This is a genomic window from Chloracidobacterium thermophilum B, from assembly GCF_000226295.1.
GTDB classification, from domain to species: domain Bacteria; phylum Acidobacteriota; class Blastocatellia; order Chloracidobacteriales; family Chloracidobacteriaceae; genus Chloracidobacterium; species Chloracidobacterium thermophilum.
Map to the genome: position 1 here is coordinate 612,713 of NC_016024.1, position 22,696 is coordinate 635,408.

At 62.4% G+C, this 22,696-nt stretch carries 12 protein-coding genes; 6 read left to right on the forward strand and 6 right to left on the reverse strand.

Translation table 11 applies throughout. The features are described 5' to 3' along the window. The first annotated feature begins 15 nt into the window (after nucleotides 1-15). The 3 genes from bioD (at nucleotide 16) to CABTHER_RS02615 (ending at nucleotide 3,003) form a co-directional block, all read left to right on the forward strand. Nucleotides 16-738, forward strand: coding sequence for a dethiobiotin synthase (gene bioD, locus CABTHER_RS02605; protein WP_014099021.1), 723 nt, complete (start codon nucleotides 16-18; stop codon nucleotides 736-738). Between the two features lie 13 nt (nucleotides 739-751). After that, entirely contained in the window at nucleotides 752-1,708 is a 957-nt protein-coding gene (pip, locus tag CABTHER_RS02610) for a prolyl aminopeptidase (protein ID WP_014099022.1), read from the forward strand. 137 nt (nucleotides 1,709-1,845) lie between these two features. Further along, nucleotides 1,846-3,003 carry a SpoIID/LytB domain-containing protein gene (locus tag CABTHER_RS02615; protein ID WP_014099023.1) on the forward strand — a complete coding sequence of 386 codons (1,158 nt, stop codon included), beginning with the start codon at nucleotides 1,846-1,848 and terminating at the stop codon, nucleotides 3,001-3,003. Nucleotides 3,004-3,052: 49 nt separating this feature from the next. Here CABTHER_RS02615 and CABTHER_RS02620 read toward each other — a convergent pair whose 3' ends face one another. Beyond that, the gene (locus CABTHER_RS02620) at nucleotides 3,053-3,517 is read right to left on the reverse strand and encodes a peroxiredoxin (protein WP_014099024.1); all 465 of its coding nucleotides are present in this window, start codon (nucleotides 3,515-3,517) and stop codon (nucleotides 3,053-3,055) included. Nucleotides 3,518-3,584: 67 nt separating this feature from the next. Further along, nucleotides 3,585-5,825, reverse strand: a complete 2,241-nt coding sequence (locus tag CABTHER_RS02625; RefSeq protein ID WP_014099025.1) for a molybdopterin-dependent oxidoreductase — start codon at nucleotides 5,823-5,825, stop codon at nucleotides 3,585-3,587. Between the two features lie 267 nt (nucleotides 5,826-6,092). On the opposite strand from CABTHER_RS02625, the gene CABTHER_RS15345 reads away from it, so the two are divergent. Beyond that, nucleotides 6,093-7,322, forward strand: coding sequence for a peptidoglycan-binding protein (locus CABTHER_RS15345; protein ID WP_049787452.1), 1,230 nt, complete (start codon nucleotides 6,093-6,095; stop codon nucleotides 7,320-7,322). Nucleotides 7,323-7,426: 104 nt separating this feature from the next. Here the strand turns inward: CABTHER_RS15345 and CABTHER_RS02640 are convergent, their stop codons facing one another. Next, the gene (locus CABTHER_RS02640; protein WP_014099027.1) at nucleotides 7,427-8,845 is read right to left on the reverse strand and encodes an ABC1 kinase family protein; all 1,419 of its coding nucleotides are present in this window, start codon (nucleotides 8,843-8,845) and stop codon (nucleotides 7,427-7,429) included. 52 nt (nucleotides 8,846-8,897) lie between these two features. Then, on the reverse strand, nucleotides 8,898-9,533 hold the full coding sequence (locus CABTHER_RS02645; protein WP_014099028.1) for a class IV adenylate cyclase: 636 nt from the start codon (nucleotides 9,531-9,533) through the stop codon (nucleotides 8,898-8,900). A gap of 273 nt (nucleotides 9,534-9,806) precedes the next feature. On the opposite strand from CABTHER_RS02645, the gene CABTHER_RS15350 reads away from it, so the two are divergent. Then, complete coding sequence (locus CABTHER_RS15350; protein WP_014099029.1) at nucleotides 9,807-13,475, forward strand: NHL repeat-containing protein; 3,669 nt, start codon at nucleotides 9,807-9,809, stop codon at nucleotides 13,473-13,475. 314 nt (nucleotides 13,476-13,789) lie between these two features. Here the strand turns inward: CABTHER_RS15350 and CABTHER_RS02660 are convergent, their stop codons facing one another. Both CABTHER_RS02660 and CABTHER_RS02665 read right to left on the reverse strand, forming a co-directional pair. Next, entirely contained in the window at nucleotides 13,790-17,758 is a 3,969-nt protein-coding gene (locus CABTHER_RS02660) for a carboxypeptidase-like regulatory domain-containing protein (RefSeq protein ID WP_041569045.1), read from the reverse strand. A gap of 277 nt (nucleotides 17,759-18,035) precedes the next feature. Further along, nucleotides 18,036-19,631, reverse strand: a complete 1,596-nt coding sequence (locus CABTHER_RS02665; protein ID WP_014099031.1) for a tetratricopeptide repeat protein — start codon at nucleotides 19,629-19,631, stop codon at nucleotides 18,036-18,038. Nucleotides 19,632-20,012: 381 nt separating this feature from the next. On the opposite strand from CABTHER_RS02665, the gene clpB reads away from it, so the two are divergent. Beyond that, the gene (clpB, locus tag CABTHER_RS02670) at nucleotides 20,013-22,652 is read left to right on the forward strand and encodes an ATP-dependent chaperone ClpB (protein ID WP_014099032.1); all 2,640 of its coding nucleotides are present in this window, start codon (nucleotides 20,013-20,015) and stop codon (nucleotides 22,650-22,652) included. The last annotated feature ends 44 nt before the right edge of the window (nucleotides 22,653-22,696 follow it).

Below are 22,696 nucleotides of genomic sequence, written 5' to 3' on the forward strand. Positions count from 1 at the left end.
CACTGTGACGCACCCATGACGCCAATCTTTTTCGTAACCGGAACTGACACGGGTGTGGGCAAAACCGCTGTCACCTGTGCCCTGGTGCGGACATTGATCCAGTCCGGCTGTCGCGCGCGCGCCGTCAAGCCGATTGAGTCCGGCTGCGCCATGGACGCTGCTGGTGAACTCCAGCCGGCGGATGCGCTGGCCCATCGCCGGGCGGCCGGACTGGAGCACCTGCCTCTGGAACGCTTCATCCGCTATCGGTTGGCGGAACCGCTTGCCCCGGCCGTGGCGGCAGAACGGGCTGGCGTCACCATTGAACTGGAAGCCTGTCTTGAACTTGTGCAGTCCGCCGCCGCTGAAACGGATGTGTTGCTCGTGGAAGGGGCGGGCGGACTGCTCGTGCCACTGGCGGGAACAGCCGGCACAGGCTACCAGACCGTCGCCGATTTCATCGCCCGGCTGGGTTGTCCGACGCTGGTGGTGGCGCGGGCGCGGCTGGGCACGCTCAACCACGTCCTGCTCACCTGGAACGAACTGCACCGCCGTGGACTTCCATGTGTGGGCGTCATTCTCAACGACACGGACGCCGAAGCCGGTCTGGAGCGGGAAGACAACGCGCGCGTGCTGCGAGCATTTGGCGTCCCGGTACTGGCCGAACTACCATACGGCATGACGCACCTTGAACCGTACCAGCTTGAACCCTACCTGTCGGACGCCCGGCGTTACCTCACCGGCAACCCACCGCCCTGATTGGAGTCTTGCCATGACCGACGCGCGCACGCTCTATCCGCCCATCGAACCCTATGAAACCGGGATGCTGCCGGTTTCCGAACGGCACACGCTGTACTACGAAGTCAGCGGCAATCCCCAGGGGAAGCCGGTGGTCTTTCTCCACGGCGGGCCCGGCGGCGGCACCTCCCCTGACCACCGGCGGTACTTCGACCCGGAGCGTTACCGCATCGTCCTGTTTGACCAGCGCGGTGCCGGGAAAAGCACGCCCTACGCCTGTCTGGAAGAGAACACGACGTGGGATTTGGTTGCCGACATCGAGCGTTTGCGCCAACACCTGGACATCCGAAAGTGGGTCGTGTTTGGCGGCTCCTGGGGCAGTACCCTGGCGCTGGCTTACGCAGAAACCCATCCCGACCGCGTCCGGGCGCTGGTGCTGCGGGGAATTTTTCTGTGCCGCAAAAAGGAGATTGACTGGTTTTACCAGGAAGGGGCGAATGCCATTTTCCCGGACGCCTGGGAGCCGTACCGCGATCTCATTCCCCCGGATGAACGCCACGACATGGTGGCCGCTTACTACCGCCGGTTGACGAGCGACGATGAGCAAGTGCGGCTGGCGGCTGCCCGCGCCTGGAGTGTCTGGGAAGGCAGTACCTCAAAACTGCTCCCGGACCCGGAACTCATCAAGGATTTCGACGAGCGTGCGCTGGCCATTGCCCGCATTGAGTGCCACTACTTCATCAACCGGATTTTCATGGAGTCCGAGCATTACCTGCTCGAACACGTCCATCGCATTCGCCACATTCCGACGGTCATCGTGCAGGGGCGTTACGATGTGGTGTGTCCGGTGATGACCGCCTGGGAGCTGCACAAGGCGTTTCCCGAAGCCGATTTTCAAATCATTCCGAACGCCGGGCATTCCGCCTCGGAGCCGGGGACGACGGCGGCGCTGGTTGCGGCGACGGACCGTTTCGCCCTGCTGCCCGACTAGGAAAACCATAGCCCTGAAGGCGTATGACCGCCCATATTCTGAAGTGCGGTCCGGCAGTCTTGTGTCTGTTGGTGTTTCCGTTCTGGATAACCGGCGGCGGCAGGTCGTCGGCTGCTCACACCAGACCGTCGTCCAGAGTGCGACTGCCGGAAACCCTGCGCATCGGCATCCTGACGCTGTTTCAGCCGCAGGAAGTCACTCTGGCGGCAGGTTCCCGGCCTGCCACTCTGCATCTCGATGAACGTCCCGTGGCGCTCCCGCCCGGCCGCCTCTGCCGGGTAGCAAAGGATGCCGGCGGCCTCGCTCTCTGGCAGGGTGAGCGACGGTTGGCCATCGGGACACATCTGGCCGTGGCCGCGGAGGATGTGACCGTGGAAGTGACAGGACGCAGAACCCGCCTGCGCCGGCATTTTTGTGGAACGCTCACGGTGACGCCCGGCGAAAAACATCTCCAACTCGTCGTGACCCAGCCGCCGGAAGCCGTTGTTGCGGCAGTGGTGAGCGCCGAGCTTTCGCCGGAAGCGCCGTCGGAAGCGGCCAAGGCGCTGGCAGTCGTCGTCCGCAGCTATCTGGTCAACCACGTTGGACGGCATGCCGGTCAGGGGTTCGATTTCTGTGACTCGACGCACTGCCAGTTGTTTTTCGGCGAGCAGTGGGCGCGGTGGGAAGCCGGACGCGAAACCGGCGGCGCCCTTTCGGGACTGGGAAAGCAGGCAGCCGCCGACACCCAGGGAGAAGTCCTGTGGGAAGCCGACGGCGGGCTGAGCGACGCCTACTATACGGCCTGCTGTGGCGGGCGCACGACGACGCCGGCCGTGGCTTTTGGTATGGGCCAGGACTCCACAACCGCCACGGGCGTCCGTTGCCGGTGGTGCCGGGAGGCACGTTTTTTCGCCTGGATGCGCCGGGTTGACCGGCGGACGCTGGCCCGCGCCCTCCTGCCGGAGCTGGCGGCAACGGAAAGCTGGAACATCGCTGTTGCCGGGCGTACACCGGACGGCTTTGTGACCAGCCTTGTCGTCCAGGCCGGTTCACGGCAAATCACCCTGCCCAACTATCGGTTCCGGCACCTGGTGGGGCAACGGCTGGGGTGGAACCTTGTCCTTTCCAACCGGTACGCCATTGAGCCGCATGGGGAATGGCTGGTGCTGCGCGGTCAGGGATTCGGCCATCAGGTCGGGTTGTGTCTGGCCGGGGCCATTGCCCAGGCACAGGCCGGACGGCACTACCGGGACATTCTCCGCCACTACTTCCCGAAATCCGCCTGCCACAACGCACTGCAAACTGACTTCTGACGGCATCGGTTCCAATGAGGATTGCCCGCGCCGGCCCGGCAGGCTGTTTTCAGGCGGCTATCTGGCGTAGGGCTGCGAGCAGTTCGGTGCGGCTGCGCTTGAAAATGGGCAGCATTTCGACGTGGCGGTAGCGGATGATGCCCTGCTTGTCAATGATGAACACAGCCCGGTTGGCGACTGGGAGCAGACCGCCCAGCATCAGGACACCATACGCCTTGCACAGTTGGTTTCCGGGGTCTTCGAGCAGCGGGAAGGGGAAGGAATACTTTTCGGCGAACTTTTTGTGCGCCGTCAGGTCGTTGGTGCTGACGCCAAGAATCACCGCATCGAGTTGCCGGAAGTCTTCCCAGCCGTCGCGGTAGTCGCACAGTTGCGCCGTGCAGGTCGGGGTGTCGTCGCCGGGATAGAACACGAGCACGACGTGGTTTTTGCCCCGGAACTGGGACAGGGAATAGGTTTGGCCGTCATTGGCGACCAGGGAAAAATCCGGCGCCGGGTCTCCTACGTTGGGCATGGTTGTTTCCTGAAGTACCTGTTCTCAAACCGGTGAAACATTCAAGGGACAAACCGGGGGCAAGCGATCAGTCCGCTGCCACAGGCCACCCGGTTTCGACATTCATGGCTTCCCACTCACCCCGGTGCGCTTCCCAGAAGGGCTGGGCGTCGTCGAAGACTTTGACGTGGCGAAGCAGCGTCCCACGCGCAAACAGCCCCTCGCCCATTTCGACGATCCGCTGGTCGTGAGGAGCCGCAGGGTCAATGAGTGCCGTTTGTTCCCCCAGGGAAGCCTGAAGGCGCTCCCGGTCGGCCGGTTCGGCCAGCGGCCGCGCCAACCGGAAAGCGCCTTTGGGCGCCTGCTTGAGGCTGGCGAAACTCACCCCGGCGTAGCCTGGCACTTCCAGGGCGATGTCATTGAGCAGGGCGCTGGCGGAACCTTTGGAAGGCATCGGGCAGCCCATGGCTTTGGCCAGCGCCTGGACAATCAGCCAGTCCGGGCGGCGGTTGCCGTCGCCTTCAAGCAGACGTGCCACCCGCTGCACCTGTCCGGCATGATTCGTAAACGTGCCATCCTGTTCGGCATAGCTCATGGCCGGGAACACAACGTGCGCCAGTTTGGCCGTTTCCGTCAGGAACAGTTCACTCACGATGAGGCATTCCAGCCGGGCAAGCGCGGCGCGCCAGTGGTCGCCAAGGTTCGAGATGGGATCGGCTCCGGCGAGATAGGCCGCGCGAATGCTCTGTCCAAAGTCGGCTTCCAGATGCGCCGCGTTGACCGACAGCCCCATGTCGAACGTGCCTGCCGAGTTGTTGTCCTCCGCCAGCGCCAGCAGATGAACCGTCGCGTCAGGTTTCGTGAGAAGACGAACCTGCGCCAGGGCGCGAAGCGCCGCACCGCGCACTTCCGGCCCGACGATGACCACGAGCCGGTCGGCCGTTGTGATGGCCTCGCGGAGCGTGCGCAGGTCATCCACCGCAACGCCCGCCAGCAGAGCCATCGCTTCCAGGCTGGCTTCCTCGAAGAGCGCGCGCACGATGGCGCTTTCACCGTCGGGACGCACATGCAGGAAGACCTCGGCCTGCCGCCGCGCGATGCGTGTTGCCCGCTGGTTGATCACCAGAAGGCGCGCGCCGTGCTTCCGCTGGGCATAGCGCATGGCAAAGCCGGTCAGTGGGCTGTATTCCGTCGGGTCGCCGCCGATTTGGACAATGGTCGTGGCCTGCTTGATGTCCTCGTGCGTGGCCAGCGGGGCCGAGAGATGGGCATAAAAATCGCCGAGTTCGACGTTGCGGAAGTGAGCCAGGTGCGGCGTGTCGAGCGTCCGGCCGAAGCGGGCCAGGGCAAAGTTGGCTTCATTCGTCAGCCGGGAGGAACCCACTATGGCTACAGCATTTCCGCCGTGCTGTTTGTGGATGCCGGAAAGAAGCCGGGCCGCCGTCGCCAGAGCCTCGTCCCAGGTGGCCGGCTTGAGGTCGTTGCCCTGCCGAATCAGGGGCGTCGTCAGCCGTGCCGGATTGGAGATGTAGGCGCTGCCGTACCGGCCCCGGATGCACAGAAACTCGCCGTTGATGCCGGTCAGGTCTTTGGAAGCCGCGCGGACGTACTGTTTGCCCCGGACGCCCAGTTCAAGCTGGCAGCCATCGGCACAAAACGAGCAGGTTGTCTGTTGTTCGCGCATATCCCACGGACGGGCTTTGAAGCGCGAGTCCACGGAAAGCAGCGCGCCAACCGGGCAGACTTCAACGCAGTTGCCGCACTGTTCGCAGTGCAGGTCCTGCCCGTAAAAACCGATGACTTCATTGGTGCCGCGAAAGATTTTGGTCAGGGCGTGCACGTCCATCCAGTCTTCGCACACGCGCACGCAGCGGTAGCACTTCACGCACCGCTGTTCGTCATAGGCAATGAAGGGCGAGAGCCGGCGTTCTTCCTTGTTGTTTTTGGGAACTTCATAGTGGGCATAAACGGCCCCGTACTGAAAGGCCATATCCTGCAACTCGCACTGTCCGCCTTTGTCACACACCGGGCAGTCGAGCGGGTGGTTGCCCAAGATGAAGTCCAGCATGCCTTTGCGGGCTTCAACGATTTCATCGGAACTCGCCGTGACCACCATGCCGTCGGTAATCGTGACGGTACAGGCGGTAGCCAGCTTGGGCACCTTTTCGATGCGCACCAGACACATCCGGCAGGCCGCCTGGGAGGTCAGATCGGGGTAGTAGCAGAAGTTGGGAATGGCAATGCCCTGTGCCGTGCAGAACTCCAGAAGGAGCATGCCCTTCGGGGCCTGGTAGGTCTTGCCGTCTATCGTAAGCGTGACGAGTTCCATGGGTGGCGTGGCTTGGGAAGGCTGGTCAGGTTGGGTTTCACGGGCGCAAAGTGTTGGTTATAGTACCGTCGTGTTTTCAACACTGACAAGCCAGCCTGCCCATCCCGTGGTGAATCCATCAATGTCATATCCATCACCGAACTGCGCCCCTGCCCGAAGGTCATCCGCAGACCAACGTGGGGCCGGGCTGGCGCATCTTGGGTGATGCTGTGATGCCCGCTGCGGCATCGTTGACACGAATCGGCTTACACGAAAGGAAATCCTGCCATGAAACGTCACTTGACCCGAAGCCTGGTCACACATCTTGGCCTCGTCGCCCTCTGTGGTGCGATGTGGCCCGCGCTCCCTTCCCAGCAACCCTCCGTTGCCGGGATCGTTTTTGCCCAGCGTTTTCAGGACATCACCCTGCCCCCTGGAACCATCATCCGGGTGCAGATGGACCGGACGATTTCCTCCCGTACGGCGCGGGTGGGAGACACCTTCACGGCCACCGTGTTTGAACCTGTAATTGTCGGGGGGCAGTTGGCCATTCCGCAGGGCACACAGGTGCAGGGACGGGTCACGGCGGTCCAGCCGGCTGAGCGGCGGAGCCGTTCTGGAACGATTGCCGTCGAGTTTGACCGCATTATTTTTGCCAACGGCGTATCGCGTGACATGCGCGCTTCGCTGACCAGTCTGGATGCCAGAGAGCGTGAGCAGATTGACAGCGAAGGAAGGGCCCGGGGCGGCAGCTCCACCAAGCGCAATGTCATTTTCGTGGGCGGTGGCGCGGGGGCTGGCGCGGCTATCGGCGCGATTGCGGGCGGTGGCAAGGGAGCCGCCATTGGCGCTGGTATCGGGGCCGCGGCCGGTGTCCTTGGCGCTTTGCTTTCCAAAGGGCAGGAAGCCCAGGTGCAGAGTGGATACCGTTTCGGCGTCGAACTTGAACAACCGCTGCGGGTGCCCAGCGACATGAGCACCGGCGGCAACACGGGCAGCGGCGGCAACTGGGATGACTACGGTTACGATGCGGCCCGGGGTGAATACACGGCCCCGGACATCGTGCGCCGGGCACAGACCGAACTGCGCCGGCAGGGCTTCTACGATGGCGACATTACCGGCAACCTGGGACAGCTCACCCGGCAGGCCATCGGCAATTTTCAACGCCAGCAGGGCCTGACGGTGAACCGTCGCCTGGACCGCGAGACGGCGCGCGCACTGGGTGTCGTTTCCGGTGGCGGCGGCTTCTCCACCGGGAGCGACCCGTCTGGCGGGAGTGACCCGAACGAAGACTTCGGCTATGGCTATGACCCGAATGCCGGAGAGTACACCGCCAGCGACATTGTGCGCCGGGCGCAGACCGAACTGCGCCGGGAACGGCTCTACAACGGACGCATTACCGGTCGCCTCGATGCCGAGACGCGCGACGCCATCCAGCGTTTTCAGGAAGAGCGCGGACTGCCGACAACCGGCCGTCTGGACCGGGAAACCGCTCTGGCGATGGGGATTGTCTATTAGTCCGGTACTGGATTGGATGCGTTCGTCCGCCGGGCGGGCGATGAACCGGTGAGAGTGACAGCGGCGCAGCCGGGAAGCCAACCGTGCTTTCCGGCTGTGCTTTTTTATGTGAACCGGCGGACCGTACGGTGACCCAGAAAGCGCCGAATCTCATCCACAGCCGTGTTGAGCAGACCCTCCCGGCTGAGCAACGACTTGACGTACTGCGGCGCCAGCGCTTCCTGCATCGGCTCAAAGCCATGTTCGATGAGGCTCCAACCGGGACGCAGTTTCGCCGCCATGCCTTCGAGCAGGGAAAGGCTCCGAAAGACATAGACCAGTTCGGCCGGGAGGTTGAGTCCCAGTTCACGGGCTGTCCGCTCGATGGCCAGACCCACGCCCAGCATGCGGTTTTGGGCATCGAGTCCGCGGCGGTGAAGCTGGATGATTTCCTCAATGAAGGCATGAATGCGCCGGCGGTTGGTGCCCGGCGCAACGATGCCGGTTTCATACAGGCCATCCACAAGGCGTTCCCGGTCGCCGTGCAAGCCGGCCGCCACGGCATCCAGAATGGCCGCACGCATCTCGCGCGAGAGGCGGCACACCATGCCGTAGTCGAGAAGAATCAACTGCCCGCCATCGCCGACAAGAATGTTTCCGGGATGGGGGTCGGCGTGATAGACGCCGGCCACGAAGATCATTTCGGCGTAGAGCCTGACCAGCCGGGCAATGAGATCGTCAAAGTCGAAACCAGCCGCCTGAAGCCGCTCCACGTCGGTGAACTTCACGCCGGGGCAGTATTCCATGACGATGACCTGCGGACCCGACACTTCCGGGTACACGAGCGGAACGGTGACATCTTCCCGGCGGGCAAGAATGCGCGCCATGGTTTCGATGTTCTCCATCTCGGTCGTCAGGTCGAGTTCCTGCGCCATGCCCTTTGAGCCTTCAGCAATGGCTGTGGAGAGCATGCGGGTCAGTGAGTTGGAAAAATGCCGGTCGAGCTGCCGGATGACATAGCCGGCGATTTTGAGGTCAACGGCCATCTGCGCCGGGATGTCCGGGCGAACAAACTTGACGGCCACATCCTGTCCCTGCCAGACCGCGTAGTGAACCTGCGCCAGCGACGCAGCGGCCAGGGCTTCGTCGTCAAAGCGGTCAAACACGGCTTCCAGCCGGGTGCCGTAGATGGCTTCGAGCGTCCGCCGGGCGGCTTTGCCCGACAGGGGGGTAATGCCGTCCTGGAGCTTGGAAATTTCTTCGATATACACTGCCGGAACGAGGTCCGGGCGGGTACTGACAAGCTGCCCCAGTTTGATGAAGGCCGTGCCCAGCGTTTCAATGTGTTGCTTGATGGTCTGCGCCCGCTGGCGATGGGTTTCCTCCGAGACCTGCCGGGGCGGCCCAAAAGCAATGTACCGCCGCCGGTCACGTACAAAGGCCAAGGTGGTCGGCAGGGTAAGCCGCAGCATGGTGGTCGCCCGCCGGGCAAGCCGCGCCTGCTGCGCAAGCGAGGAAAAACGCGATGAAGGACGATGTGACATAGACGACAAACCAAGGCGACGAAACCGGCGTCAACGGTGAAGCCAACTATTCCTATCGTCCATTACCCGTCAGCAAAGTGAAAGTCATATCTTCAAGCGGGCGCCCGGCCGCCCGGCAGCGTTCCGCCTGAAGCCGGGGATAGGCGTCCGTGAGATAATCGCCGGGACCCAGACCAAGCTGCGCCACCAGCCGCTCCAGTGTGGTTTCGTCGCCTTCGAGTTCCAGAAACCACCCGATGGGGGTTTCGTCGAACATCGCCCACAGGGTCAGTCCAGTGGGGTGCGTAAGGCGGTAGGTCGTGCGGAACTTCTGGTAGCGAAAGACTTTTTCAAAACCGAGGCGTTCGAGCAGCCGCATGAGCGCGCGGCCATCGGATACCGTGAGTTCGATTTCCTCCCGTACCTTTGCCTGCCGGCCCTGTTCCTGCTGGCCCTTTGCCTCGTTGCCAGCAGTCCTGGCCGGCGGCCCCTTGTGCGTCAGGGTCGCTTGGGGCAGGTCATCCCGCAGCCGTACCCGAAGTGCCTGGCGGCTGGCCAGCAGCGACCGCGTCGGGGTGTCGAACAGCCAGTTGTCTTCAAAATGGCGTGGTGTGACAAGTTCAAGCGTACATCCGGCGGCGATCAGACGTTGGTACAGCTCATCGAACGTTTCTCCGGCCAACTTGATCTCAGCTTCGACGTGGGACATGGCAGCCGTGAGCGCACAAAGCTTGGGGAAAGGTTCAGGGAAACTCTTGAAGGCGTGTCGCGGAGCGCCAGAGGGGAACAGAGTTGCTGCGACCGGCGACTATTGGTTGTCGGTGGCTCATTTTGGGCAATTATGTTGCTGAAACCCGTCCTGACGTTAGAAAGTATGGGTTGCAGCCAAAAAACTCAATCCATCCGCTCGCTTTTGCGTCTTTGCCGGTCATTGTCTGCCCTATCGGGTTTCCAGAGTCATTCGTCGAGGTGAAAACCAGTGATGTCGGAATCCAGCTATAACCAGCTTGAAGCCACGCCCAACAGCCCTCCGATGGGGGGCGTTGTCAAATTTGAAAGTGAAGGTTTTTCCTTCGTTCATCCGGCATCCTGGCAGGCAACGCAGGTTCGAGGGTTTCAGTACAGTGTTGGCGATCCCAACGGCACCACTGGCCTGTTCCGGCTCACAACTGTGCACTTCCCCGATGTGCCTGAGGAGGAGGGGACTTTAGCCGCGGCCCTCAATGATCTGCTGGAGGAACTGCCGGACGTTATTCAGGGGGACAAATTCACGACCGGCTTTTACACCGGGCTGACCGCCCAACTGGAAGTCGTCTGGCGCGGGACGCCTTATCTGTTCTGGGCCGTGGTCATCAGCCAGACGGACGCTGCCCGGCAGGCTGTGAAGCGGGGCGTGCTCATCATGGCTGTTCCAGTCGCCGAGGTCGAGGCCGGGGAACGCGATGCGCGTCTCATTCTGGACAGCTTTGCCGTGGGTGGGCAGGCGGTCACCGACATGCGGATTTCCATGAGCCGGGTCGAGTCGGTGACATTTGAACCGAGCGCCCTGATTGAAACCCGGCGTTTGCCCGCTGAGCCGGATGCTACGCCGGATGCGACGACCCCAGACGTGGTGACCCTGGAAGACCTGCCTTCCCACCCGGTTGAGCCGGCCGGGCGGCCGGATTGGCACGTCAGTGTCAGTACCCTGACGGCCAGTGAAGGTGGTTATGCCGATGGGCCGCTGACCGTGGCCAAGTTTCTGCGTCCCAATGGAATTGCCTGTGATCCCCAAGGAAACCTGTATGTGGCTGACTTCGGTGGGCACCGCATCCGCCAGATTTCTGTTGATGGCCTGGTGCGGACGCTGGCCGGGAGTGGCCAGCCCGGCAACCGGGACGATCTGGGGCTGCTGGCCGAATTCAACGGCCCACGCGGCATTGCCTACGCGGCCGGGTATCTCTATGTCGCCGACCTCAACAATGCTTCGGTGCGCCGTCTGACCCTGGACGGAGCTGTGACCACGTTGGCCGGGGACGGTGTGGAAGGCACCCGGGATGGCGTCGGCAAACAGGCCCGTTTCAAGGCTCCCCGCGCCGTCGCCGTGGACGCTTCAGGGACGGTGTATGTGGCTGACGATGCGCGGGTGCGTCGCATCAGCCCAGGCGGCATGGTGGTTACGATTGCCGGTGGCGAGCCGGGGTGCGTGGACGGTCCGGCGGAAGCGGCCCGTTTCGATACCCTCAGCGGTCTGGCGCTTGACCGGGTGGGCAACCTGTATCTGGCCGATGCCGGTAATCGCCGGTTGCGCAAACTGAGTCGGGATGGGCAGGTCAGCACCCTGCCGGTAGGGCCGGATGACAAGGTCGAGGTGCCGATTCTGCATCCGGTGGCCGTGACGGTCGGGCCCGACGGCACGCTGTACGTTCTCGACGTGGCTGATTTTTCGCTCAAGGCCGTGCTGCCGGGCGGGCAGGTCATCCGCCTTGCCGGTGGGCAGCAGGGGATTGCCGATGGCGACGGCACCACGGCCCGCTTCTGGATGCCCACAGCGCTGACGTTTCTTGACTACCGGCTGTACGTCACCGACCGCGAGCAGCATGCCATCTGTCTTGTCCGTCTCCAGAACCGGGAAGAAACCAGCGTCATCGAGCCATCGGCTTCTGCAGGCAGTCCACCGCCATCCGTCCTGCCGCCAGCGCTGGAAGACCAGAAGCTCACCAAACCTTCCCCAGCAGTGAGCGCTACCCCGCCCCAGCCGGCTCCCCCGGCATCTGGTGTGGTGTCTGGTTCTCGCGGCGTGGCTCCCTTCGGCAGGCAAACCGGGTTGGGAACGACGGACATGACTGAGTTGGTCGTGACGGTGACAGCCGGTGACAGCACACCCGGTTTCCTTGACGGAGTTGGAACCTCCGCCCGACTCAACCATCCGGTAGGTCTTGCTCTGGATGCCCAAGGGGTTCTCTACATTGCTGACCATTTCAACCATGCCATCCGCAAGCTGCTGCCGGATGGCCGTCTGGTGACGCTGGCCGGTGGCGGCCAACGTGGTTTTCAGGATGGATATGGACCGGAGGCCCAGTTCAACGGGCCGCTTGGCCTGGCCGTCGGGCGGGACGGAGAACTCTATGTGGCCGACCACCTGAACATGCGCATTCGGAAAGTGACCCCCGATGGCTATGTTTCCACCCTGGCCGGAACGGGAATCTCCAAGATCGAAGACGGTTCCGTAGCAACCGCCAGCTTTGAGGGGCCCAAAGGTGTCGCCGTGGACATGCACGGTGTCGTCTATGTCACTGATGGCGTGACCGTCCGCACAATTACGCCCGACGGAGAGGTGCGGACCCTGGCCGGGCAGGTGCGCGGCTTCCGGGATGGTATCGGGACCCGGGCCATGTTCGGCTGGGCCTATGCCATTGCCGTGGATGTCTCCGGTCTCTGTTTCGTGACGGATGCTGCCAATCATGCCGTCCGCTGTATCTTCCCGGATGGCACGGTCAAGACGGTATTTGGCGGCGGGGAAGCCCGGCAGTTGAACTTTCCCAACGGTCTTGCCGTGGACGTGTTTGGCCATCTCTATGTGGCGGATACCAACAACCACCGCATTCTGCGGCTGACGCCCAACGGCAACGGCTACACGGCTTCCCTGGTCTGTGGGGTGCGGCGCGGCCGCCAGACCGGTTCCGCGCTGGAAGCCGAACTTGACTCGCCACGCGGGATTGTCGTCGGTTTTCACAACAATCTCTACGTTGCAGATTCCAACGCCAATCGCATCCTGTGGGTGGGCCCGGCGCATTCGCTGGCTTCTGCGACGCCAACAGCAGACAACCCACTCGCGCCTGTCGTCCTGCCGGCTGCGGAAGGCGCACTGGAAAACAGCGAGACGGTCAGCGACAACCTGCCGCCCCTTGATGCCCTGCATGCTTCCAGTTCGCTTCCGTCCGAGGTCACAGACCTGGCGGAACAGATGGAGCGCCACGAACAGGACACCCCGGCCAACCGCGAGAACCTGTCCGGCCAGGTCGCGGTGACACCAGCACCGGCCCCAGCACCGGCCCTGGTTCAGCCAGAGGCGGTGCCCGCCGTCCCGCCGCCTGGACGCCCACGGCACGTCGCCGCCACAGTTCTGGGATGGGGCGTCGAGCTTTCCGGCAACAACCTGATCCGAACCGAACCAGACGGTTCACTGCTGCTGGATACAACCTACAGTGCGGAAAACAGCGCCTTCTTTTACCTGCCCTGGGAAGTCACGTCCGAACAGAAGGTCGTCATCGAAGTACGCATGCAGCTTGTGGCTTACATCGGCGAGCGCGATGCCACCGGATGTGCCGTCTGGTTCGAGAATGACCGCTACGCCGATGCCCTCCTCATCCAACCGGATGGCATCCGGCTGCTGCGGGTGCCTGAACTGGCCTATGCTTGCAACCCCAGTGCAGGCATCAACACCTACACCATTGTTCTGCACGGTTCGGATGTGCGGATTGGCGTCAACGGTGTCGCCCGCATTCACGGGGAAGGCCGGTTCTGGAGGCGTCCGGCGGCGCAGTCCGGTCGTGCCCCGCGCCGCTGGTTAGCCTTTGGGGATGGCTCCTCGACCGCCGGCAGCATCTCCCGGTGGCAGTGTGTGACCTACCAGGTCCTGCCGCCCGACACAGACACCCTGCCGCTCTAGTGCAAGGGATTTGAAAACCATTTTCGATTTGGGATAGACTGGTGACAGCTTTCACCCAAGGAGCTGTGGCCGTGGTCATCTGCCGCCGTAAACGCAAGGACAAGTGCTGTAAAAAGTTCAAAAAGTGTGGCAAGCACTGCAAGGGCTGCCCGCGTCTGTAGGCGGCTTTGTCTGGCTGCCAGCTTTGTCTGCTGCCAGCGCAGCTTCCCGCTAACGCCCTACGTCGCGCCCCGCGCCGGAAAATCGGGATAAAAAAACCGGGTACAGGAAAGCCTGTACCCGGTTGGCATGCGAGACGTGCTTGGGTCGGCTGACTAGAACCGCACCTTCAGGCTGAACTGCATGATGCGGGGTCCGCCCACCGTATTGGTGATCTTGCCAAAATCGCCCGAATCCTGGAGGTCGTTACCCGGCAAGGCGAAGTTCACGTTGTTGAAGACATTGAAAATGTCCCAGCGGAACTCAATCCCGACGCGCTCCGTGACCAAGGTGTTCTTCGCCAGACTGAAGTCCACCCGTTTCTGGAACGCTCCCCGCAGGACATTGCGCCCCAGGTTGCCATATCCGCCAAGGGGCGAAGCCAGGGCGGCCAGGTTGAAGAACTGCTCGGTTGGCTCAGGCCCACGCCGCCGCAGGTCGCTGATGGTTGCACCGGGCGCGAGGTTGGGACGCCCAAAACCCGGACGGAACAAGCCCCCGGAACCAAGCCGCAGACTCGTGAAGTTGGCGCCGTTGGTACCAACAGAGGTGATTTCCGGTTCGGAGGAAAAGATGCTGAAGGGGGCGCCGGACTGCACCTGGACGAAGGTCGAAAAGGCCCAGCCCTTGACGAACCGGTTGTTTGAGCCAAAGGTCGGGAAGTCATAGACGACGGTCGCGCTGAAGCGGTGCGTCCGGTCGAAGTCAGACGGCCCGCGATTGGCGCGCAGATTGCGCGGGTCGCCCTGTGCGACGAAACCGACGTTGGGGGCATCCGGCCGCGCGTTCCCGGCCGTGCTGCCAGGGTCAGCCGACATGTCGTCAATGGATTTCGACCACGTGTAGGCCGCAAAGTAGTTCAGTCCGCCGTACGACTCGTTGAAGCCCAGCCGCTGCTGCGTGGTCAACTGCAACGAGTGGTAGATCGAGCTGGCCGATGAGGTCAGCAAAATGGCTTCGGGGATGTTCAGCCCCAGGTAAAAGCCACGGGCCTCGAACGGCAGCACCGAGCCGGCAGCATTGGCCACGTTGAGGTCCATGGTGCGCCGTGGATCGCCCACGGGGAACGCCGGGTTGGGAAAACCAAAGGCGCGTCCCATACCACGCTCCCGCGCCGTCGCCCCCGGATTGAGGGGGCCATTGGGGCTGCCAGCGGCAACGTAAGCCCGGTTGAAACGCTCATAAATCAGGTCCGGCGTGCTCGGGTCATTCATATCGAACACCGTGTTGAGAATGAGCGCCTGCAACAGCTTCGTACCTTTGGTGCCGATGTAGCGGGCTTCCACGATCCAGTTCTTGCGCAGTTCATACTGCACACCGAGATTCCACTGCTGGATGTAGGGCGTGCGCAGCCGGCGGTCAACAGCGCGGAATTCAAAGGTCTCGGCGACGTTGCCGAAGAAGGGCTGGCCCGTCGCCGGGTCAATCGGGTTGAGCGAGCCGTCCGCCTGGCGCGTGACACCCGTGCCATCCCGAATCTGGTACGTGCCGGTAGCCCCGGCTGTGCGCACCACGCGCAGACCGGGAATGCCCTGTGCCGGGATACCGGTCAGGAACTGGAAGAAGGGACGATTGGGGTCCTGCTGTGAAAAGGCCGTGGTGAACGGCACGTTGCCGGGCGGCGCCGTGACCTCGATCTCCCGCAGGTAGGGATAGTTGCTGAACACCGTGTTGATGAAGGCCGCCGACGGACGGTCATAGAAGAACCCGTAGCCGCCGCGCACCACGAAGCGCCCGCTGTCAAAGGGCGTCCAGGCAAAACCGATGCGTGGGGCGAAGTTGTTGCGGTCATCGTTGATGGTGCTGCGGCTGTTGGCGCGCACCGAGCGGTCAATGGATGTGTCAATGGCCGCAAAGCCGGTTGGCTTGGCATTCGAGGGAACGACAAAGCCAGTGATGATGTTGTTCGGGTCGGTCACCAGGTCGGGGTAGAAGTTGCCAAAGCGCCCCCGCTTTTCACTCGGTGTTCCGAAGTATTCGTACCGCACGCCGTAGTTGAGGGTGAAGTTGTTGGTAAGGCGCCAGTCGGCAGCGGCAAACAGGCTCACGTCGAAGAAGCGGAAGTTCTTCTGGGTAAACCCGTACTGCGTGTCGGCTTCCGTGACGCGCCCAGCCAGAAACTGGGTGAAGTTTTCGAGTTTCTCGAATTCGATTCCCTGTTCTTCGGGCAGGTCGGTGTCAAAGAAGTGGCGCTTGAACTCAGCGCCGAAGCGGAAGGTCTGGTCGCCTTTGACCCAGGTCAGGGTATTGAAAAGCGAATAGGTGTTCTGGAGCCGCTTGTTGAAGGCATCGTTCGGCCCGTTGATGGAGAAGTTGGAAGCGCGTGTCACGATGCGGGGCAGCCGGAAGCTGTTCGTCCCGGAGTCGAAGATGGAAGCCGGGTTGAAGACCTGAAGGCTTGGTGCATTGAAGGTGCGCGCAATTTCATCGGGCTGCACCAGCAGGGGGGTGTCCAGGGCGCGGGAGTTGCGCAGCCGGAAGTAGCCAAAACGGAACTCGTTGATGAGGGTGGGCGAAAACGTGTGGACATCCGAGATGGCCACGGAGTAGTTCTGGTCGGCCCGGCGGATGGTTGCCGGCGAAGCAAGGTTCGTGGGGGCCGTAAACGGATCGAAGCCGGGGAAGTCCGCAAAGAAAAACACCCCGCTCAACCGGTTGTTGTTGGCAATCTGCCAGTCTATGCGGGAGTTGACCTGATCCTGGGTAAAGTTTGCCGGCTGGACGATCCGTTCCTGAAGCATGGGGTTGCCACGGGTGCCGCCAGCAGGCCCGGTATTGACGTTGCGCGTCGTGCCCGTGGCGCTGTTCGTGAACGTTACCGTGACATTGTTGCCCGTGACGTTGGTCGGCAATCCGGGCAGTCCACTGCCGCTGTCCGTTCCTATGAGACGGGCATTGGGCCCGGGGGTCGGAATGAGAAAGCCCCCCGTGATCGGATTACGCCGGTTGAGCAGGTTAAGCGCCACCGGGCTGATTTCCGACGGCAGGAGATTCAAGCCCGGATTGAGCTGGTTGACAGCGGCGGCAATCCGGGCAGCCGACCGGTCACTGCCCACCAGCGCCAGAAACTGCGGCAGGACGGTAATGCTGCTGGCCGTCGGGACGAAAGCCGTGCTGGCCTGCGTCCGCTGGTAACCTCCAAAAAAGAAAAGCCGATCCTTGCGAATCGGTCCGCCAATGGCAAAACCACCTTCATTGCGCCGCGCGCGGGGGCGCTCAATGCCATCCCGGTTGAAGAAGAAGTCGTTGGCGTTGAAGATTTCGTTCTGGATGTAATGATAGCCGACACCGTGAAACTCATTCGTGCCACTCTTGGTGACGAGCTGGAAGTTGCCGCCCCCGGAACGTCCGGTCGAAGCGTCATAGAGGCTGGTTTGCAGCTTGACTTCCGAGAGGGTTTCCGGCGCCGGCGAGATGTTGCCATCCAGCGAGCCTTCATTGCTGGTGATGTTCGTGGCATCAATGCCATTGAACTGCAAGCTGGTGCTTGTCGTGCGCGTGCCGTTGACGGCCGGTGAGACGTTGCCGTTGCCGTTGATGGAAACGGGCGGAAGATCGGCCGCGACGCCTGCTTCCGTCGAGAGCAGGTGGGTGAAGCTGCGCGTCGAGGTGGGCACTTTCGTCAGTTGCTCGGCGTTGATCTGGCGAAAGGTCGCGGCGGTGGTCGTCACCACCTGCAACGGGACATCCTCAGTGATGGTAATGGTTTCGCTGATGGCGCCGGTTTCGAGTTTGACATCAATCGTCCGCGGCACAGCCGCTTCGACTTCCACGCCCCGGCGGTCAAGTTCCCGGAATCCATCCCGGCGGTAACTGACCTGATAGATGCCGGTCGGAAGCACGGGGATAAGCCACCGGCCGTTGTTGTCGGTCTGTACGGTGCGCTCCACACCGGCGTCTGATTTGACCGTGACGGTGACACCCGGTAGCGCCGCGCCACTGGCATCCTGGACGACACCACCCAGACTGCCGGTGGCGCCCACCTGGGCCGGTGCCATATCCCATGCGCCCAGCGCCATGACCACCATGCCAATGGTGAGACACAGCACGCGCGATAGCCTGCGAGGCAGGTACTGCCTGAACATAGTCCATCCTCCTCAAAAGCCTTGTTGAGGCCGTTAGAAAAAAGCCACGTCAGCGTGGCCCATCATTGTGCGTGGGATGGACGCTAGAGAGCCGAAGTAACATTCCTTTGAACAACAGTGTTACGTGTTGTTTCAAGCCGGTTACGTTCCTGTAAATTACGGGAAGTCCTCCGCGAGGGCAGACCCTCCGTGGTCGCTGCCTTGTGCCAGCACAGCTATCAGACGGCAAGGAAGGTTTCAGACGCGAGGATTTGGCGCTGCCGAAGTCCGTAGAGGTTTAGCGGGGCGGGGCCAGCAGCAGGCGCTGCGCGGCCTGGGCGTCGGGATCGTCCGGGTTGAGGTCGAGCGCCTGGCGAATATGCACGGCGGCCCGGGTGCGATCGCCCTGGGTGAGCAGAATCCGGCCGAGCAACACGTGGGCGGCCGTGAGTTTGGGATTCCAGAACACGGCGGCCTTGAGCGCCTGGACCGCGGCCGGCAGATCGCCGCGCCGCTCATGGACGCGCCCCAGCAGCAGATGGGCTTCGCTGTGGTCGGGCGCGAGCTGAATGACCTGCGCCAGTTTTTCAAGCGCGGTGTCAGACCGGTTTTCAAGGAAGGCCGCCTGGGCATCACGCATGAGTTCTGCGGTTCGCTGCAGGACGGAAGTGCCCAGAAAAGCCTGCTGACGGCTCTGCTCCTCGCCCCGCGCGTAACGGTGGAAGGCTTCGCGGTTGAACCGGGTTTTGACAAAGGGCAGCCACGGCGGCTTGCCGGCGGTTTCCCACCTGGCGAAATCCGGCGCATGGCGCTTGGCGGCGTCAAGGGCGGCCGTGGCCTCCGCCGTACGTCCCAGTTTGGCATAGACCTTGGAGAGCACGTACCAGGCCCGGCCGTCGGTTGCCGTACGCCTGGTGAGCGTCTCCAGCGGCGTCACCGCTTCGGCCGGACGCCCATCCCGCCACAGGGCATAGCCGTAGTTGAACAGGGCTTCGTCATCGAGCGGCACGGTGTCGGCCGCCAGCTTCGTCAGACGGGCCGCTTCGGCAAAATCGCCCTTCTGCATGTAGGCCACGCCGGCGTTGACGTAGGTTTCAAACAGCGGCATCGGGGTCAGCAGCGCCGTATGTGTTTTGATGGCGGCATCGGTCTGGTTGGTCAGCAGTTGACAGACGCCCAAGTAAAACCCGGCTTCCAGCCCACGTGGGTCAGTCGCCCGGACGCGCTCGAACCACGTTGCGGCTTCACCGTAGCGCCCGTCCCGGTAGTGCAGCAGGCCCAGCTCAAAGTAGGCCTGCGGGAAAGTAAGCTGCGCATTGCGGGTTGCCTCTTCAATGGCCCGGATGAGCAGACGGGCCCGGTCCGCCGGGTCTTCGGTGACGAGCGCCTTGATGTAGATTTCATACGCGGTCGGAGCGATGCGCGTTGCCCTGGCAATGAGCCGGTCACGTGAAAACGGCAGTGCCGGATTGCGCTGATAAAGCAGTTCCCAGGCGAGTTTGCCCTGAATGACCTGCAAATCCGCCACCGGCGCACTCAACACATGTTCGCTGCCGACAAGCTTGCCTTCGCGCAGGGAAATCATCTGCGCCCGTACCGTCAGGGTGCTGTCTTTGCCCTCGCCCGTCACGGTGTAGGTGCCGCGCACAAGCAAATCGGCACCCACCGCTTCACCGAGCTTGATTTCCGTGGCGCGGGTCAGCAGCGCCGTCCGCGACAGTCCCAGCTTTTCGTAAGCCAGGTGACATTCATCGAGCGGAACGGCAATCAACCCCGGCGAATCCAGCAGCTCAGCCATGGCGACCGTAAAGCTTTCCCGAATCCAGTTGTACTCCGGGCGCGCCGTTGTATGCTCGAAGGGAAGCGTGAGAACGACCTCTGTCGCCGTGACCATCTGACCGGGAAGGCTCAAACCAGACCAGAGCCAAAACCAGATCAGCCCTGCCCACGACCATTGGAACAGCCGGCGTCGCTTTGTCGGCGTCCTTGGCCCTGTATCCCGTTTCCGTTGTCCAACTCCCATAGCTCCATCAAGGTTGAATGGCTTGTTTCCACTGCCGCATTCTGTCCCCTGACACTTTCCCTGCCGGCCTGTGGCGTGTCCGGTGGGTGTGGCTGGCCGCCATCGTCAAGCGTAACACGTTCACGCCGGTCTCCCCGAAGTTGATGCGAAAATTTTTCTTGACAACAAGTGACTAAGATTTTTATATTACCGACAGGCTAAGAAATCAGCCGGTTCGCCGTCAGGCGACACCCAAAGAGTTGAGGTTCAGTTATGCGTCACGACCAGTTCACCCTCCGCGCCCAGGAAGCCATTGCGGCTGCCGTCAATCTCACCCAGGAACGACAGCACCCACAGGTCGAACCGGAACACCTGCTCGTGGCCCTCCTTGAGCAGTCCGACGGCATCACCAAGCCGATTCTTGAGAAGATTGGGGCTTCGGTGCCGCGCGTGCTCAGGGATGCCGAGGAAGCCTTGGGCAAAATGGCGAAAGTGACGGGTGGGGAGCGGTATCTCTCCGGGCGACTCTCCACGCTGTTTGTCAATGCCCGCAAGGAAGCTGACAAGTTGCAGGATGCCTATGTCAGTACGGAGCACCTGCTGCTCGCCATGGCCGAAGACAAGGAAAGCCAGGCCGGGCGCATTCTCCGGCAGCACGGCGTCACCCGTGATCACATTCTGAAAGTGGTTACGGAGTTACGCGGCAATGAGCGCATCGTGGATCAGGACCCGGAATCAAAGTACCAGTCGCTGCAAAAGTACGGGCGCGATCTGACGGAACTGGCGCGCGCCGGCAAGCTCGACCCGGTCATCGGGCGGGACGATGAAATCCGCCGGGTCATCCAGGTGCTTTCCCGGCGTACCAAGAACAACCCGGTGCTCATCGGCGAGCCGGGGGTTGGTAAAACGGCCATCGTCGAAGGGCTGGCCATGCGGATTGTCTCCGGGGATGTACCGGAGTCGCTCAAGAACAAGCGGCTGATGACGCTTGACCTGGGGGCGATGCTGGCCGGGGCCAAGTACCGTGGGGAGTTTGAGGACCGCCTCAAGGCTGTACTCAAGGAAGTGGTACGCTCCAACGGTGAAATCATCCTGTTCATTGACGAACTCCACACGCTGGTGGGCGCCGGGGCTGCCGGTGACGGTGCGCTCGATGCCTCGAACATGCTCAAACCGGCGCTGGCGCGTGGCGAGTTGCACTGCGTAGGGGCGACGACGCTCAACGAGTACAAGAAGCACATTGAAAAGGATGCAGCGCTGGAGCGGCGCTTCCAGCCGGTGTATGTGGCCGAGCCAAGCGTGGAGGACACGATTGCCATTCTCCGGGGCCTGAAGGAGCGCTATGAGGTTCACCATGGCGTCCGCATCAAGGATGCGGCCATCGTGGCGGCGGCGACGCTCTCGAACCGGTACATTGCCGACCGGTTTCTGCCGGACAAGGCCATTGACCTGATTGACGAAGCCGCGTCGCGGCTGCGGATCGAGATTGACAGCCTGCCGACAGAGATTGACGAAATCGAGCGCGACATCATGCAGCGCGAAATTGAGCGCCAGGCATTGCAGCGCGAAGACGATCCGGCTTCCCGCGAGCGGCGGGCCAAAATCGAACAGGAAATCGCCGAGTTGCGCGAGCGGAGTGCGGCGCTCAAGGCGCGCTGGACAAACGAAAAGGCCATCATCGAGGCCATTCGCGCCGACAAGGAGAAACTGGAGGAACTCAAGCTCGAAGCCGAACGCTACGAGCGGCTGGGGGACTACGCCAAGGTGGCCGAAATCCGCTACGGACAGATGAATGAAGTCCGGCAGCGTATTGAAGCCAACCGGGCCAAGCTCGTCGAACTGCAATCGTCCGGGGCCATGCTCAAGGAAGAGGTGGATGAAGCCGACATTGCCCTGGTGATTGCGAAGTGGACAGGCATCCCGGTGGCCAAGATGCTCGAAAGCGAGGTCCAGAAGCTCATCCACATGGAGGAGCGGATGGGGCAGCGGGTGATTGGCCAGACCCAGGCCCTGCAGGCGGTGGCCAATGCCGTCCGCCGGGCGCGGGCCGGGTTGCAGGACCCGAATCGCCCGATTGGTTCATTCATCTTCCTTGGCCCAACCGGGGTCGGTAAAACCGAAACGGCCCGGGCGCTGGCGGAGTTTCTCTTTGACGATGAGCAGGCCATGGTGCGCCTCGATATGTCGGAGTACATGGAGAAGCACACCGTGGCCCGGCTCATCGGCGCGCCGCCGGGCTACGTGGGCTATGACGAAGGTGGGCAGTTGACCGAGGCCATCCGGCGGCGTCCATACGCGGTCATCCTGCTGGATGAAATCGAAAAGGCGCACCCGGATGTGTTCAACGTCCTGCTTCAGGTGCTCGATGATGGCCGCCTGACGGACGGCAAAGGCCGGACGGTGGATTTCAAAAACACGGTCATCATCATGACTTCAAACATCGGGAGTGGCGAAATTCTCGACTGGGGCGGCGACCCGGAACAGGATGCCGAGGTGCGGCAGCAGGTGATGGGTCTGCTGCGCAAGGTGTTCAAACCGGAGTTTCTCAACCGGGTGGATGAGATTGTCATCTTCCATCCGCTGGGTCGCCGGCACTTGCACCGCATCATCGAGGTTCAGCTCGGCCGGTTGCAGGCGATGCTCGCCGAACGGCAGATCACACTGGAACTCACCGATGCGGCGAAGGAATTGCTGGCCAGCGAAGGTTTTGACCCAACCTATGGCGCGCGTCCGCTCAAGCGCGCGCTTCAGAATCTGATCCAAAACCCGCTGGCCCTGAAGTTACTCGACGGGACTATCCGCGATGGACAGACCGTCCGGGTAGATGTCAACGAAATGGGCGATGCGTTCACCTTCACCCCGGTCGCCAGCGCGGCAGCGGCCGAGACCACGGCCGGGGCAGTAAACGCCTAGCCCAACTCAGGTCAACGCAATGATGCTTTGGAGGTTATAAAGCC

Bases quoted from the DNA above. Each gene is read 5' to 3' on its own strand.
- bioD (WP_014099021.1), top strand. From the start codon at position 16: ATGACGCCAATCTTTTTCGTAACCGGAACTGACACGGGTGTGGGCAAA.
- pip (WP_014099022.1), top strand. From the start codon at position 752: ATGACCGACGCGCGCACGCTCTATCCGCCCATCGAACCCTATGAAACC.
- CABTHER_RS02620 (WP_014099024.1), bottom strand. From the start codon at position 3,517: ATGCCCAACGTAGGAGACCCGGCGCCGGATTTTTCCCTGGTCGCCAAT.
- CABTHER_RS02625 (WP_014099025.1), bottom strand. From the start codon at position 5,825: ATGGAACTCGTCACGCTTACGATAGACGGCAAGACCTACCAGGCCCCG.
- CABTHER_RS15345 (WP_049787452.1), top strand. From the start codon at position 6,093: ATGAAACGTCACTTGACCCGAAGCCTGGTCACACATCTTGGCCTCGTC.
- CABTHER_RS02640 (WP_014099027.1), bottom strand. From the start codon at position 8,845: ATGTCACATCGTCCTTCATCGCGTTTTTCCTCGCTTGCGCAGCAGGCG.
- CABTHER_RS02645 (WP_014099028.1), bottom strand. From the start codon at position 9,533: ATGTCCCACGTCGAAGCTGAGATCAAGTTGGCCGGAGAAACGTTCGAT.
- CABTHER_RS15350 (WP_014099029.1), top strand. From the start codon at position 9,807: ATGTCGGAATCCAGCTATAACCAGCTTGAAGCCACGCCCAACAGCCCT.
- CABTHER_RS02660 (WP_041569045.1), bottom strand. From the start codon at position 17,758: ATGTTCAGGCAGTACCTGCCTCGCAGGCTATCGCGCGTGCTGTGTCTC.
- CABTHER_RS02665 (WP_014099031.1), bottom strand. From the start codon at position 19,631: ATGGTCACGGCGACAGAGGTCGTTCTCACGCTTCCCTTCGAGCATACA.
- clpB (WP_014099032.1), top strand. From the start codon at position 20,013: ATGCGTCACGACCAGTTCACCCTCCGCGCCCAGGAAGCCATTGCGGCT.